The organism is Actinomadura sp. 9N407 (assembly GCF_044326315.1).
Taxonomy (GTDB): domain Bacteria; phylum Actinomycetota; class Actinomycetes; order Streptosporangiales; family Streptosporangiaceae; genus Spirillospora.
Map to the genome: position 1 here is coordinate 117426 of NZ_JBIRAW010000008.1, position 15181 is coordinate 132606.

The 15181-nt window shown below is 73.0% G+C and carries 12 protein-coding genes; 3 read left to right on the top strand and 9 right to left on the bottom strand.

What is annotated here, in order from left to right:
* Positions 1 to 103 precede the first annotated feature (103 nt).
* Positions 104 to 514, bottom strand: a complete 411-nt coding sequence (locus ACH34Q_RS14845; RefSeq protein ID WP_395983481.1) for an SSI family serine proteinase inhibitor — start codon at positions 512 to 514, stop codon at positions 104 to 106.
* Positions 515 to 783: 269 nt separating this feature from the next.
* Positions 784 to 1398, bottom strand: coding sequence for a sigma-70 family RNA polymerase sigma factor (locus ACH34Q_RS14850; protein WP_395983482.1), 615 nt, complete (start codon positions 1396 to 1398; stop codon positions 784 to 786).
* Positions 1399 to 1536: 138 nt separating this feature from the next.
* Between ACH34Q_RS14850 and ACH34Q_RS14855 the strand changes: the two genes are divergently transcribed.
* Positions 1537 to 1719, top strand: coding sequence for a hypothetical protein (locus ACH34Q_RS14855; protein ID WP_395983483.1), 183 nt, complete (start codon positions 1537 to 1539; stop codon positions 1717 to 1719).
* A gap of 224 nt (positions 1720 to 1943) precedes the next feature.
* Here the strand turns inward: ACH34Q_RS14855 and ACH34Q_RS14860 are convergent, their stop codons facing one another.
* A complete protein-coding gene (locus tag ACH34Q_RS14860; protein WP_395983484.1) occupies positions 1944 to 5126 on the bottom strand; it encodes a M14 family zinc carboxypeptidase in 3183 nt (1060 codons plus the stop codon).
* Between the two features lie 316 nt (positions 5127 to 5442).
* Here ACH34Q_RS14860 and ACH34Q_RS14865 point away from each other — a divergent pair, with 316 nt between their 5' ends.
* Both ACH34Q_RS14865 and ACH34Q_RS14870 read left to right on the top strand, forming a co-directional pair.
* Entirely contained in the window at positions 5443 to 6384 is a 942-nt protein-coding gene (locus ACH34Q_RS14865; RefSeq protein ID WP_395983485.1) for a hypothetical protein, read from the top strand.
* A 171-nt stretch (positions 6385 to 6555) separates the two neighbouring features.
* Positions 6556 to 7821, top strand: coding sequence for a hypothetical protein (locus ACH34Q_RS14870; protein ID WP_395983486.1), 1266 nt, complete (start codon positions 6556 to 6558; stop codon positions 7819 to 7821).
* Positions 7822 to 7945: 124 nt separating this feature from the next.
* On the opposite strand, the gene ACH34Q_RS14875 is transcribed toward ACH34Q_RS14870, so the two are convergent.
* From ACH34Q_RS14875 to ACH34Q_RS14900, 6 genes are all read right to left on the bottom strand, one after another.
* Positions 7946 to 8899 (bottom strand): hypothetical protein, encoded by a 954-nt coding sequence (locus tag ACH34Q_RS14875; RefSeq protein WP_395983487.1) that lies wholly within the window; start codon positions 8897 to 8899, stop codon positions 7946 to 7948.
* Between the two features lie 150 nt (positions 8900 to 9049).
* Positions 9050 to 10801, bottom strand: a complete 1752-nt coding sequence (locus ACH34Q_RS14880) for a sporulation protein (RefSeq protein WP_395983488.1) — start codon at positions 10799 to 10801, stop codon at positions 9050 to 9052.
* 204 nt (positions 10802 to 11005) lie between these two features.
* Positions 11006 to 12406: a M16 family metallopeptidase gene (locus ACH34Q_RS14885; RefSeq protein WP_395983490.1), complete on the bottom strand. Its 1401-nt coding sequence runs from the start codon at positions 12404 to 12406 to the stop codon at positions 11006 to 11008.
* On the bottom strand, positions 12403 to 13662 hold the full coding sequence (locus tag ACH34Q_RS14890) for a M16 family metallopeptidase (protein ID WP_395983491.1): 1260 nt from the start codon (positions 13660 to 13662) through the stop codon (positions 12403 to 12405). The genes ACH34Q_RS14885 and ACH34Q_RS14890 overlap by 4 nt, the downstream gene beginning before the upstream one ends.
* Before the next feature lie 304 nt (positions 13663 to 13966).
* Positions 13967 to 14359 carry an STAS domain-containing protein gene (locus tag ACH34Q_RS14895; RefSeq protein WP_395983492.1) on the bottom strand — a complete coding sequence of 131 codons (393 nt, stop codon included), beginning with the start codon at positions 14357 to 14359 and terminating at the stop codon, positions 13967 to 13969.
* Between the two features lie 123 nt (positions 14360 to 14482).
* Complete coding sequence (locus ACH34Q_RS14900; RefSeq protein WP_395983493.1) at positions 14483 to 15094, bottom strand: ATP-binding protein; 612 nt, start codon at positions 15092 to 15094, stop codon at positions 14483 to 14485.
* Between the last annotated feature and the right edge of the window lie 87 nt (positions 15095 to 15181).

Consider the following 15181-nt stretch of genomic DNA (forward strand, 5'->3'; position numbering starts at 1 on the left):
GGGCGGGGCTCGGTTCGGGTACACGCGGGGTTCGAAGCGGTACACGGGACGGGCCCGTGGACGCGCCCTACCCCGAGTGAACGCGCCTATGCGGACGGCGCCCTTAGAAACGGAAGAGGGAGCCGGTTCGGGCATCGAGCACGCAGTCGTTGGCATATTCGGCTCTGAAGCGTACCGGCCGTCCCCGCCAATGGCCACGGGCCTCGGCGATCACCGGGGCGTGGATCATCGTGCAGACGGCGTCCCGGTCGGGCTCGCGCTCGATCCGGCCGCCGGAGCGGGCGAGCTCGGCGCAGGCCTGGGCGGCCTTGGGATGGGTGCCGCCGAGCGGGTCGCACTGCAGCGTGACGCTGCGGGCCCCGGACGCGCCGTCACCGGGGTGGGTGAGGGTCAGCCGGAGCGAGGTCGCCGGCGCGGTGGCGGGCGGCGTCGCGGGCGGCTCGGCGACGGCCGCCTCGGCGGGCAGCAGGGCGAGGGCGGCGCCGGTGAGCGCCGTCGCGACCAGATGCGGCATCGATACTCCCGATGATCGGTTTCGGCCCCGTTTTCGGTCACGGGGCCGGGCATGGGCCCGGATCATCGCTCAATGTATCGGTGTGGTGACAAAAAGTATCGGAAGAGGGGGTGATCCCGCGGTCACGGGGCAACCGCGGGATCACGATCGTGCAGGGGTGAGGGGAGAGCAGGGGCTGGGAGCAGGCGGTGAGGATCGGGCCTGGCGGGGGAGGCGGGCCTGGCGGGGAGGCGGGGGCTTGGCGGGGCGGGCTGGGAGGCGGGGTACGGTCACGCGGCCAGGACGTGGGCGCGGCGGTGGTCGGAGAGGGCCTCGCGGAGCTGCTTGCGTCCGCGGTGCAGGCGCGACATCACCGTTCCGATGGGGGTCCCCATCATTTCGGCGATCTCCTTGTAGTGGTAACCCTCCACGTCGGCGAGGTACACCGCGTCGCGGAAGTCCCTGGGCAGGGCGCGCAGGGCGTCCACGATCCGGCTGTCGGCGATCCGGTCCAGCGCCTCGGACTCGGCCGAGCGGAAGCCCGCGGTCGCGGTCTCGCCCTGGTCGATCTGCCACTGCTCCAGCTCCTCGGAGCCGGCCCGCTGCGGCTCGCGCTGGCGCTTGCGGTAGGTGTTGATGAAGTTGTTGGTCAGGATCCGGTGCAGCCAGGCCTTGAGGTTCGTGCCTTCCTGGAACTGGTGGAAGTTCACGTACGCCTTGGTCAGGGTCTCCTGGACCAGGTCCTCGGCGTCGGCGCTGTTGCGCGTCATGCGCACGGCGCTGGCGTACAGCGGGTCGGCCAGCGGCAGCACATCGCGCTCGTAACGCTCGGACGTCCCCGTGGCGGGGACCGATGTGGCGCAGGCAGGGGTCGTGTCGCGAGTCGGCATGGTGACAGCGGTCATCGTCGCTCCCCGTAAGGTCGTGACCCGGGTCGGGCCGGTTGCTCGTGCGGCGCGCCGGAGGGCGCGCGGCCACCGGGCGGATCGGGCCGCCCCCCTTCAGGGGTACGTTCCACCGATCCCGGCGGTTCGGGTCCGGTCATGACCCCGATGCCGGCGGAGCCGGTCATCGTCATGCCGGGCCGGGATCTCTCGGCCGCGCTTGGAGGGTGGGCCGAGGACGGCGCGCGGACCGCCGCTGCCAGGGCGACCCCGGTTTCGGGACGTCGCGGGCTCTGTACGGTCGGGCGCTGGGACGTGTCGGTGGTGCTCCCTGCCAAGTAAGACGCCCGATGGCTCCTTACAGGTTGCGAGAACCGCACGTGTCCTCCATCACATCACGGACAATCAGCATCATTCACGACAGTTGCCCCGATAAAGGGCATGCATGCGCGGTGATCGTCCCGCCCGCCGGCGCGCACGCCGAAGCCGCAGGGCTCCGGGAGCGCCGAGGGCCCCGGCCGGTGGAGGCGGCCGGGGCCCTGACGGTCTCATTCCTACCCGAGTTCCTACCCGAGAAGGTGGTCCAGAGCCCTGCGCATCAGGGCCTCCTGCTCCTTCCTGGTGGTCACCTGCTCAAGCCCGAACCCGAGGGTCAGGGTGTCGCGGGTCGCCACGGCCGAGACCGAGTCGATCAGGGCCTGGGTCCGCACGAACTCGCTCGGGTTGCCAGGGCTGCCCGCCGGCGCGCCCTGGATCGCCCAGGGACCGAGACCGGACTCGAAGCCCTCGGCGTCCAGCTGCCCGCCGGACGTGGTGACCTTGGTGTCGTCCACGAACAGGCCCGAGCCGCCGGTGAACGGGTCGCTCACGTATGCGATCGTCACCTCGACCTTCTTCCCGGCGTACGCCGACAGGTCGAACGCCGCGGGCACCCAGCCGTTGGAGTCGCCCGTGAACGAGTTCCACTTTCCGCTGGAACCGGTGTTCTGGCACGGGTTCCCGCCGGTGAGGTAGTGCCCCAGGAACGGATGCATGGCGAGGAAGTAACCCGCCTCGCACTCGGACGGCACGGCCGAGCTCGTCCGGCCGTTCTTGTCCGCCAGCGTCGTCCAGTCCTCGCCGCCGGCCGTCCGCGCCTCCACGATCACGTGGTCGTAGCCGCCCTCGGTGCTGTACGACAGCTGCGCCTGCAGCGCCGGAAGCTGGGCGGCCGTGACCGTCGAGAGGTCGATCGTCCGGGTCAGCCGCCGGTACGTGCTGTCGGTGTGGGTGCCGGCCACGTACCACTGGCCCTCGACCGGCTCGAACGGTGCCGCCGCGCCCAGGTAGTCGCCCGCCTTCCAGCTCCTGAACTGCGGGAACTTGTCGGCCGGCAGGACCGTCGAGGTCACCTGGAAGCCGCCCGCCTCGTTCACCCGGTTGGCCGGGGTGCCGCCGATGTCGGCGTCGGTGCCGTCGAACGGCCGCCCCGTACCGGTGAATCCGGTCGGCGCGCCCACCAGAGCGCGGTCGTAGCCGCCCAGGTAGTACTGCATGAAGTCGTCCGACAGCAGCTCGCAGTCGTCCCGGAAGTTGCTCGTGATCACGCACGGGCGTTCCGGATGTCCCTTGAGGCCGTAGTAGATCCCGCCGCCGCTGAGCCGGTTGAGCCGGCCCTGGTAGCCGCTGGTCTCGCCGGTGTAGAGCAGCTTGCCGCCCTCGTTGAGGTAGGACCGCACCGACAGCAGCAGGTCCCTGGCCCGGTCGGCCACCTGGGAGTCGGGGACGTTCCCCAGGTAGGTGCGGACCGGATCGTCCGCCGCGTCCTGGGTGAGCCGGTTGTCGCCCAGGTACCAGACCACGCCCTCGAAGTGCTTCAGCACGCCGAGGTCGTGCGGGACGCCGTCTTTGTCGATGTCCCAGATCATCGGCTTGTGCCTGGCCGACTTGACCAGGTCCGCGTACTGCCGCGCGTACTTGGGCGCGTTCGTGCCCGCCGGATAGGTGGGGTTGACGCCCTTGTAGTCCTCGTCGGCGACCACCAGCACGTCCGCGCGCCCCTGGTCCCTGACCGTGTAGGTGAACTTCTCGCTGCTGACGCGCTTGCCGTCCTTGGTCCCGGTGAACCAGACCTCGACCCGGTCGCCGGGCCGCTGCCGGGTGATCTTGCCCCGGTACTCGGCGTAGTAGTGGTCGTTCTCGTCGCCGAAGCGCTCACCGCCGCGCCACTCGTGCAGCCCGCCCGTACGGACCCGGCCGCCGTTGACCCGGTACTGCAGCTTCTTGGCGTGCAGCGACCGCCGGATCACCGAGGCCACTTCCTGGGACGAGCCGAACGAGGTCCCGAACGTGTCGGCCTGGAAGTCGGGGGCCGTACGGCCGACCGGCGAGACCGGCTCGTCGGGCGTGTGCGCGGACTTGCCGACCGCCAGCGCGAGCTTGATGTTCTTCTGGAACTCGGCCTGGATCAGCTTCTCGTCGTCCGGGAACTCGAAGACGCTGCCGCAGTCGCCCGGCTCCCACTCGTCGTCGGGGTCGGAGCGGGCGGCGGTGACGCAGGTCGCCATCTCGGGCGTGATCGACAGCGCGCCGTGCCGGTTGTCGGCCTCGCCGTCGGTGTCGCCGTTGGTGGTGTAGAGCTGGGCGCCCAGCTGGGGCGTGTAGCCCGGTACGGCCGGGTGGTCGATGTCGCCCAGCAGTGCGTCATGGATCAGGTCGTCCGGGCTCCGCGTGAGCGACTGCCAGCCGACACCGTGCAGCAGCAGCTCGGCCGCCGAGTGGTAGTTGAGGACGTACTTGGGCTTCAGCCGTTTGAACAGGCCCGTCTGGGCCTTGGTCTCCGGCTCGGAGCCGGGGCTCGGGCCGCGGTACGTGCCGCTGGTGCCCTGGTCCGAGGAGCCCTCGTTGTCGTAGCCCCACTTGTACGGGAAGTTCCGGTTGAGGTCGACGCCGTCCTGGTTGGTGATCTGGCCGTCGCCGTCGTTGTCGCGGACGTTCTTGCGCCAGAGCCGGAAGCCCTCCTGGAACGTCAGGTCGTAGCCGTCCACGTTCACGACCGGGACGAACCACAGGTCGGTGGTGTCGACGATCCTGGTGATCTCGGCGTCCTTGCCGTACCCGTCGACGTAGTGGTGCAGCAGCCGGCGCACCATCTCCGGGGTGATCCACTCCCGGGCGTGCTGGGTGGCCTGGTAGATCACGGCCGGGCGCTTGCCGTCCTTCAGCCGTGCCACGTCCTTGCTCACCCGGATCGCCGTGATCGGCTTGCCCTGGCCGGACTTGCCGACATCGACCGCGGTGGCGATGCCCGGATGGTCGGTGGCGACCTTGAGGATCTCCTCGCGGAGGTTGCCGTCGCCGCTGTACGGGCGGAACACGTTGTCCGGCTCCGCCTGGGCCGCCTTGGCCCGCTGGGTGACGTCCTTGCCGTCCACCTTCTTGACCTGGAGCTTGATGCCGCGCTTGGCCAACGCGCTCGCCTGGGCGCCGTTCATGACCGCCTCGACGCGCGTCTTGCCGTCCTCGGCGCGCCCGAAGGAGACCTCCTCATGGTCGAGACCCGCCCCGTTCAGCGTCTTGAGCTGGTCGGGGGTCAGATCACCGGCATAGACCTCCACCCCGCCGGTGGCGGGCTTGGGGCGTGGTTCGGCCTGGGCCGGGGCCGCCACGAGCGTTCCGATCAGGAGCGCCGCGGCGGCCAGGATGGGGGCGGCCGTCATCCGGCGCCGCAGCGGCGGACGCCGGAGATGCCTGTGGTGCCTGCGCGTCATCGCGCCTCCCTGGCAGGGGATCACAAAGGGGCGGCGTGATCGTCTGCCCGGACGCGAGGGGTGTCAATGTGCCGTCAGTGCCGTTTGCCGCATTCGGTCATTTCGTGGCTTGTGTGCTCCATTGACCCTCCCGATGCGTCGGCCGTCCCGCGCGTGCTGCCGTCCGGGCGCGGTGCCACGGCTTCCTGCCCCGGCGGCTACACATTGTCGCCGTCGCGACAGGCGGTTTCCGGCGGTGCGTTTCGCATGATCGGTAGGAGGACCGGACGGGTCGGGGCCGCGTGCGTGGCGCGGTGCCCAGGGCGGGGGTACGAGGTTGGGTACGAGTCTGACGCTGCCGGTTCCCGAGACGCTGGAGGCCACGTACGCAGTGGCCCTCGCCGCCCCGCCGCCCGACCCCCGCGAGCTGGCCAGGGAACGGGTGGCACGGTGGATCGAGGCGCCGCTGCGCGACCTGGTGCTGGGCATGCTCGACAGCCCGCTGCTGACCCTCGACCTGCGTCCCGCCGCCGAGTTCCCGCCGCTGCCCGCCGACCTGCTCGTCGCGTACGGTGCCACCCGCCGCGATCTGGCCGGCATCGCCGCGGCCTCCCATCTGCTGGCCGTGCGCGCCGCGTACCGTCCCGGCTGGCCGCCCGCGCACGAGTGGGTCACCCGCGCCATCGCCGGCGCGATCGGCCTTGAGGCGGCGGACAAGGGACGGGCCGTTCCGGTGATCGATGTCTTCACCCCGCAGGTGCTCGCCGCCGACCGGATCCGCGACTCGCTCCCCGGCCCGGACGGCACCGTACGGCTGACCGACTGGATCCTGCTGCCGCACACCCCGGTTTCCGCCTCGGACGCCGCTCACGCCTCGGACGCCTCGGACGAGGAGTGGTTCTGGTTCACGACCAAGGGGCTGGCCAGGTTCGGGCTGCCGGAGCTGCAGACCGAGCACGTCCCGTCGCGGCTGGTCGAGCCGTGGGGCCGGCTGCTCAACGGGCTGGCCTCCCGCCTGCTCGGGCTGTGGCTGGACGAGATCCCGGCCGGCGAGCAACCCGTCTTCGTGGAGCTGCCGGAGATCGTCTCGGTCGGGCTGCGGGACGTGGCCGCTGCTCAGGGCGCCGAGGAGCCGGCCGGGCGCGAGGTCCGGGTACGGCTGCGGATGGACGCCGACGGCACCGGCCGGCCGCTGCTCACCGTGCTGCCCGCCGACGGCGGCCCGGACGGTCTCGAAGCCCTCTGCACCGCCCTCTTCGGCACGTCCCGTCCCGCCTGACGGCACTGTGCTCAGGGCCGTGCGGCCCTGTGTTTCTGGCCCGACGGCGCTGCGCTTCCGACCTGAACGGCCCCGTGTTTCCGACATGACGGCACTGTGTTTCTGGCCCGATGGCCCTGCGCGCGGGCGGATGCGCTTGCCGGGATCATCGCGAGGCCTGAGGATCGGAACGTGAGAATCGGTCCGCGCGACAGTCCCAGGCCCGAGCCGGGAGACGAGCCCCCCGAGCCCCGAACCCCCCGCCCGGTGCCTTATCCCGGCGATGTCCATGTTGCGGGCTCCCCGTCCGCCGACACCGCCGAGCCCCCCGACGACCCGGGAGCCACCGGAGACCCTGGAACCACCAGAGATCTTGGAAACGCCGGCAACACCGGAAACCCGGGATATCCCGGCAACAACGACCCGGCCCCGGCCGACTGGGTCCCCGTACAGGGCACGCCCCGTCCCGAGGAGCCGATCGTGGCGGAGGACCGGCGCGAGCAGCGCGAGCGGGAGCTGGCCGAACTGTACGAGCGGCGCCGCCGGGAGCTGCGCCGCCAGCGCGAGGCCCGTGACCGGCGCGAGCCCGAACACCCGGAATCGGCCCCGGAGCCGGAACGCCCTGCGGCGTCCCCGCCTCCGCCTCCGCCCGCCGTGACCGTCCCGGACCTCTCCGCCTGGAGCGTGCCCGAACGCCCCGCCGCGGTCGGGCCGATGGACGATCCGGAACGGCGCCGGACGCTGGTGGACGCGTTCGTGGCCGAGTTCGTCGCGAGCGCGACCTGGCGCGCGACGCTGGCCGTGCTGGAGGGCGCGTTCCCCGGTCTCGGGATGGCGGCGACGCTGTCGCGCCGTACCGACGAGCTGTGGCGGACGATCCACACGCTGGAGGAGGTGGGCTCGGCCGGGCTCGGTGTGCCGGTCTGGCTGGACGGCGGCGGACTGGTGTTCGACCTCAGCGCCCGGCTCCGGGCGCGGCGGCACGGCGGTGGCCCGCAGCAGGGGGTCCGGCCGCGTGCCTCGTGGCCGTACGCGGGCGCGTTCGTCGTCGACACCCTCGATCCGCTGCGCTACCACCGCGCCGTCGGGGGACCGGCGGCACCGGCCGCTCCGCTGCGGGAGGGCGCGCCGGTCGCCCCGCCGCCCGGCGAGGAGGACGACAGCGGCGTGGTGATCGTCGCGGACCTGACCCTGGCCGGGGTACGGGTGCTCGACGCGGCGGCGCTGTGGCGGTACGCGGGCCGGGTCGTGGTCGCGACCCTGCACGATCCGGTCCGCCCGGAGACGCGGGCGGTGGCGCGCCGGGCCCTGCGGGCGCTGCGGCGGGTCGTGTTCGTCGACCCGTACCTGGGCCTCGGGATGTGCCTCTGGATCGACATCACCCGGACGCCGCGCTGCCTGCTGGTGTTCGCCGTCGACCCCGACGACGAACGGACCCCCCGCTTCGTCCGCCCCTAGCGGCCCCGGGTGTTGACTCGTGGCGTGTTCGCCTCAACGGGCGATGCCGGAGGCGAACACGCCACGGGTCAACGGAAGCGAGCGGCACGGCTGTGGGCGGCGCGCCTGCGGGCGCGGTCTGGGGTCAGTCCGGGGTGCGTAGCCAGCTCAGTTCCACCTGGAGTTCGGCGGGCAGTTCGCGGATCCGGGTGGCCGGCTCCCACGGCTCGGCGGTCTCCGGGACGTCGTCGGTCAGCAGCCCGCAGACGAGCGTGGCGGAGGTGCGGACGGCGGTGAACGCGCCGAGGCGGGCGATCCCGCCGCCGCTCAGCCGGGCCAGCTCGACCAGCAGCGCGGCCAGCGCCGAGGGGTCCTGCGGGTCGCGCAGGTCCCGGACGTAGGTGAACAGCTCCTCGGCCAGCGCGTCCTCGCGGCGCCCGGACAGGTGGTAGGCCGTCCCCAGGAACCCGCCGCCCGGGGTCTGTACGGACCGCTGGTCCCTGATCCGGACGCGCAGCCCGTACTCGGCGCAGCAGCGCTCGTACGCGTCGGAGAGCAGCGCCTCGGCCTCGCCCTCCTCGCTGAGCAGCAGCCCGGACACGATGCCCTCCTCGCGGCCGAGCCGTTCGAGCAGTTCGCGCCGCAGCTCGCCGACGACCTGCTCGGCCGCGTCCAGCGAGCGCGCCAGCGCGTGCCTGGCCTCACGGTCGAGCTCGGCCCCGGCCAGCTCCACCGTGATCGACTCCAGCTGCTCCTCGATCTTGTCGACCCGGACGCCGAGCTGCTCCACCCGGCCGGCCATCTCGCCCTCCATGTCGGCTGGCACAGGGGCGGCCGGCGCGGACCGGTCCGCGTACAGCGCGTGCGGCGGCGGCTCGGGCGGCTCGGGCTCGGGCGGCGGCGGCACCGTGATCGCGGCACCGTCCCGTACCTCGGCGAGCTCGGCCTGGAGCGCGTCGTGCCGCCGGCCGAGGTCGAGGACCTGGGCCCGCAGATCGCGCAGGTCCGCCTGCGCGCGGGGGAGTCGCTTGTCGGAGGCCAGATAGAGCTCGCGCCCGGCGATCGCCAGGCACAGCAGGACCAGGGTCAAGGTGGTCATGAAGCTCCTTGGGGGCGGGCTGCCCCTCGACCCTAACCGGCCGTGCCCGCCCCGGCCGAGAGCGCGGCGGATCTCCGTCCAAATCCCCCGGAATTTCCTATCTGCCGGGGGATCTGGGGAGTCCGGGAGATCTGCGAGCCTGTGCTGCGGTCAGCCGAAGAGTCCGCCGAGCAGCCCGCCGAGGATCTCCCCGACGGCGCCCGCCGCCTCACCCGCGACCGCGTTGGCGGCCTCGCCCGCGACGGCGTTGGCCGCCTCGTTCGCCAGCTGCCCGCCGACCTGCCCTGCGAACTGCCCGGCCGCGTCGGCGGCGTACTGTCCCGCCGCGTCGCCGAACTGGTTCATCGGGACGCCGGCCGCGTAGCCCGCGACGTTCCCGGCGACACCGGCCGCTCCGCCGATCACGTTGCCGAACGCGTCGACCGCCGCGCCGGCGGCCATCCCGCCCGCGACACCGGCGGCGGCGACCCCGCCGACCGCGCCGACCGCGCCCGCCGCGGCCCAGCCGGCCCCGTGATGGGGACGCCCGTGGCCGGGATAGCCCTGGTTCGGGTAGCCCTGGTTGGGATAGCCGTGGGACGGCTGCCCGTGCTGGGGCTGCCCGTAGGCAGGAGGCGGCGGCGGATACTGCGGCGAGCCATGGCTCGGGGGCGGCGGGTACTGCGGGGCGTTGTGCCCGGGAGGCGGCGGCGGGTACGGCATGCCGGGGTTGCCCGGCCCAGGCGGCGGCCCCGGGTACGGAGCCGGCGCGTGACCGGGCGGAGGCGGCGGCGACATCGGGCCCTGCCCGTGGCCAGGAGGCCCAGGCGGAGGCGGTGGGCCGGCGGGGTTGTGCGCGGGACCCTGGCCGGGCCCCGGAGCCGGCGGCGGGAACTGCCCCTGGCCGGGCCCGCCGGGCTGGCCGGACTGCCCGTACTCGGCGGGACCGCCGTACGAGGCGGCCGCCGGTGCCGGAATGCCGTGCCCCGGCGTGGCGTGGTGGCCGGGCGGCGGCGGGAAGGTCGAAGGGCCACCGCCGGGCGGGGGAAGCGGAGCGCCCCCGGGCGGCGTGTGGTGACGGCCCGGCCCGGGCGGCGGAGCGGGGGAGTTGAAGGACGCCTGCGAGCGCGGGCGCGACACGGCCTCGTCCAGCCAGCGGCCGATCTTGGCGCCCCAGTCGGTCTCGGCGGCCTCCGGATGCTCGACCTTGAAGCGGCCGAACGACTCGTCGCCGCCGCCCCCGTCGCGCCGGTCGGCCTCCAGCGCGAACACCATGTGCCGGGGCGAGGCCACGAAGGTCAGCCCGATCTCACCGAACCGGCCCTGGTACTGGGGCGGCGGGGAGAGCTGGATCTCCTGGAAGAACGGCAGCTGCTGCGGTACGCCGGGCAGCTTGGACTGCTCGAACGAGACCTGCTTGATCTTGAAGCCGAGCCGGGCGATGGCGGCCAGTACCCACTGCTGCGACTTCAGCGGCTCGACCGAGATCGGGTCGATGTCGCCCGGATCGCGCGCGCCCTTGACGTCCACCTCGGTGCACAGCCCGATGGTGAAGCCGGGCAGCTCGCGTCCCAGCACCGTGGTGAACGGCAGCTCGTACGGCAGCGGGATGGAGAACGACAGGTCGCGCCGCTGCCCCGGGTCCAGCCGGAACGAGCGGGTCAGCGCGCCCCGGTAGACCTCAGGCCCGGCGCTCTCGCCGCCGTAGCCGTTCTGCGTCCGCGGCATCAGCGCCAGCGTCACATGCCGGACCTCCGCGGGCTGCGCGCCGCCGAGGATGTGCACCTTCCCGGCCACGACGCCGCCGGGACGGCAGTTCGGCTCCGACAGGACCGTCTCGACGGAGATCCCGGGGCCGGGCCCGCCGCCGGGTCCGCCTCCGTGTCCGTCGCCGTACCCGCCCGCCATCTGCCCGTAGGACACTGGCCGTTCCCCTCTCGCGACACCCGGGGGCCATCCCCACAACGGCCGGCCCCGCATCGGTCAGACGGAATCCACCATGCCATCGGTTCACTCCGGCAAGCGATGTATTGCGCCCATAACATGACAGTGCGCCCAAAACATCACGGGTTGCGGCCTTTTCGCCGCGCGTCCGGATCAGCCGACCTTGAATCAGCCGCCCCCGGATCAGCCGGCTTCGGGAGCCTCCGCCGCCGAGACCGTGACCGGCGCGTATCCCAGCTTCTCCAGCGGCCCGACGATCTGCGCCGCGTCGCCGACCGCGATGACGGTCAGCGCCTCCGGGTCGACGTGCTCGGCGTACGCACGGGCGACGTTGTCCGGCGTCGCGGCGCGCACGGCCGCCAGGTAGCGGCTCGGATAGTCGGGGCCCAGGTGGTTGGCCGTGGCGTCGGCGAGCTCGGCGGCGACCGAACGGGCCGTCTCGTACTCGGCGGGCGCCCGGTCGGCCAGTGCCCGCACCGAGGAGCCGCACTCCTCCTCGCCGATGCCGCGCGTGCTCACGCCGCGCAGCTCGGTGAGCGCGTCGGCGACGGCGTCGGCGGTGACCTCGGTGTGCACGGCACCCTGCGTGATGAACAGCCCGCAGTGCCGCATCCGCAGCAGCCCGGCGCGCACGCCGTAGGTGTAGCCCTTCTCCTCGCGCAGCACGCTGTTGAGCCGCGAGGTGAGCCCGCCGCCCAGCACGTGCGACACGACCGTCAGCAGCGCCCAGTCGGGGTGCGAGCGGTCGGGTACGCCGTGCCCGATGCTCAGGTACGTCTGCACCGATCCAGGACGGTCGACGACGACGATGCGCGGGCCCGCAGTGGGCGCGACCGTGTCGGCGGTACGCAGGACACTGCTGGACGTCGTCCAGCCCTGCAGCGCCGCGTTCAGCGCCCCCTCGGCATCGACGCCGGACAGGTCGCCCGCAACGACGGCGGTCGCCTCGGCCGGCACCACCGAGCTGTAGAAGTCGCGTACGGCGGCGCCCTCGATCGCCTCCACCGAGGCGGGCAGGCCGCCGGTCGGACGGGACGCGCGGGCCTCGCCGGGGAACATCACGGCGCGCAGCTCGCGCATCGCCCGCGATCCCGGGTCGGCGTCGTCCTGCGCGATCTCCTCCAGCCGCTCGCGGACCAGCCGGCGGACGTCGGAGTCGGCCAGCGCCGGCCGCCGTACGACCGAGGAGAACAGCTCCAGCGCCGCGCCGAGCCGGGTGACCGGCACGTCCAGCGCGATCCGCAGCGCGGTCAGGTCGGCCGAGGCGTACAGGCTGGCGCCCAGCCGCTCGAACGCGGCGGTCAGCGCGGTGCCGCCGCCGGGCTCGGTGCCCTCCAGCAGCGCCCGCGCGGCCAGCGTGGCGACGCCGTCGTGGCCCTCGGGCTCGCGCCCGGCGCCCGCGTTCAGGACGAGGCGTACGGCGGCGAGCCGGCGGCCCGGCAGATCGCAGCGGAGCGTGCCGGGACCGCCGCCGGGCACCGTGCCCTCCGTACCGGCGGGGAAGGACCAGGCGGGAACGGGCCCGGGGACCGGGCGCGGCGCCAGAGCCATGCCGGTCGATCCGCCGGTCGATTCGGTGGTCACGACGCCGTACCTCCGTAGGTCAGGACGGAGCGGGCACCGGGCTTGAGCCAGTGCCCGGCCATCTCCTTGATCTGCTCGCCGGTGACCGCCGCCGCGCGGCCCGGCGCGGTGAACACGCGGGCCGGGTCGCCGAACTGGGTGGCGTTCTGCGACAGCGCGTTGGCCAGTCCGGTCACCGTCTCGGTCTGCTCCAGGAAGCCGCGCTCGGCCTGCGCGGTCGCCCGCGCGGCCTCGTCGGCGTCCGGGCCGTGCTCGGCGAAGCGGGCCAGCTCCTCGTCCAGGACCGCGGCGATCCGCTCCGGATCGGGGCCGATCGCGTCCACGATGGCCAGCGAAGGGCCGCCGGCGAGCCGGGTCACGCCCGCCCACACCTCGGTGGCGATCTCGTCGCGGCGCACCATCCGGTCGTACAGCCGGGAGCCGGAGCCGCCGCCGAGGATCTCCACGGCCAGCTCGGCCGCCTCGACGTCGTCGCCGCCGTCGGAGGGCAGCGGGAACATCGCGAAGTAGGCGGGCGAGGGCACGTCCTCGTCCACGATCTCGCCGTTGATCCGGTCCAGGGCGCCGAGCGCTCCGGGACGGGACGGCGGCACCTGCGGGCCGGTCAGCAGTCCGCCGAAGTAGCGTTCCACCGCGGCCAGCGTCTCGTCGGGATCGACGTCCCCGACGATCGACAGGACCGCGTTGCCCGGCGCGTACCAGGTGGCGAAGAAGTCGGTGCAGTCCTTGAGCGTGGTCGCGTCGAGGTCCTCCATCGAGCCGATGGGGGTGTGGTGGTACGGGTGGCCCGCCGGGAACGTCAGCGCGCACAGCCGCTCGAACGCGGTGCCGTACGGCTGGTTGTCGTAGCGCTGGCGGCGCTCGTTCTTCACCACGTCGCGCTGGTTGTCGAGGTTGGCCTGGGTGAGCGCGGCGGGCAGCGTGCCCATCCGGTCGGCCTCCAGCCAGAGCGCCAGCTCCAGATGGCTCACCGGGACCGTCTCGTAGTAGTTGGTGCGCTCGAAGGAGGTACTGGCGTTGAACGTCGCGCCGGCGCTTTCCAGCAGCGCGGCGTGCTCGCCCTCGGCGACGTTGGAGGAGCCCTGGAACATCAGGTGCTCGAAGAGGTGGGCCAGGCCGGTGCGGCCGGCGACCTCGTGCCGCGAGCCCACCCCGTACCAGATGTTGACGGCGGCCAGCGGTACGACGTGGTCCTCGCAGACCACCACGCGCAGGCCATTGCCGAGCGTGTGCTCGTGCAGCGGCTGTTCTGCCACGGAGGCGCTCCCGTCCGTTCGGAGGTCGTTTCGGTCTCTCCCTGGGGGTGGACCCCCAGACCCCCAGGGCGTCCGCCCAAAGGGCGAGTAAGTGGAAAGCACCGCGCGTCGGAGGGACGGCGCCACCCAGGCGGCGGGCTTGATCTCCGTCTCACGGTACCGGTTCGCGGCCCTGCCGGGTGCCGCGCGCCCGTGCTGGATGAGCCCGTGCGGATGAGCCCGTGCTGGGTCGGCCCGGTGTGGGCCGGCCGGTGGCGGGTCAGCCGGTGGTGAGTCAACCCGTGGTGGGTCAACCCGTGGTGGGTCAGCCGGTGGTACGGGAGTTGCCCGAGCCGCCGGTGCCCTGGGCGGTCGTGGCCTCGTGCGCGGCGAGCGCGTCCGCCAGCGACGCGTGCAGGACGAAGATCTTGGTGAGCTGGGTGACGTGGAAGACCCGGCGGACCCGGTCGTTGGCGCCCATGAAGGACATCGACCCGTCCCGGGCCCGGAGCCGGTGGTAGATCCCGACCAGCACGCCCAGCCCGGTGGAGTCCAGGAAGGTGACCTCGCTCAGGTCCACCACCAGGTGCGCGGCGCCGCTGTCGATGATGTCGAGCAGCATCTCGCGCAGCCGGGGACTGGTGAAGACATCGATCTCACCACTGATCTTCACCACGGTGAGCCCGTGCTCGACCCGGTGCGCGACGGCGAATTCCACCGAAAATTCCTCTCCGCTCGTTCCCTAGGGCCCCGTTCATTTTGGGGGATATGGGCCTATACCCGCAGGGAGCGGCCATTACCCCCGCTCGCCCCTGCGACATCCGCCACAGGTGTGTGGCGGCTAGGACGAGCGGAACAGTGCCCAGACGATCTTGCCGTGCGGCAGGCCGCACCAGCCCCAGCGGATGCTGAAAGACTCGACCAAATGCAGCCCGCGGCCGGTCTCGGCGATGTAGTCGGGTTCCTTGCGGCGCGGCGCGGCGGGGCTGGAGTCGATGATCCCGCAGAGCAGCCAGGGGGCCTCGTACAGCATCCGCAGCCGGATCGCGGCGGGGGCCGAGCCCAGCGGGTCGGCGGTCATCCCGGCGACCCGGCCGTCCCGGCGCGCGCGGCGGGAGAGGGGCGAGCCGCCGCTGTGCCGCAGCGCGTTGGTGACCAGTTCGGAGACCACGAGGCCGACGTCGTCGGCCAGGACCGCGCCGCCCCAGCCGTCCAGCCGGGAGACCGCGAAGTGCCGCGCTTCGGTGACCGACTCCGGCTCGGGCAGGACGGTGAACGAGACGGTGGGCCCGGCGGGCGCGACGAGCGCGCGCAGTCCCATCCCGAGCCGGGGCGGCAGGTCACACGATTCGGGCACCGCGACCGAAGCGACGGCACAGTCCTGTGAGCCCGCCGGCCCCGCGTTGGAGGCGGCCCCCCAGCGCGTGTCGTCGTGCGCGTGGCGTGACGTCATTCCCCGGACCCCGCAGAGTGATCTCGTTGTGCAGCCATGGCTTGGAAGTCTCGTGCGTTATCCTGCGCATCGTAGCGTGCGAATGCA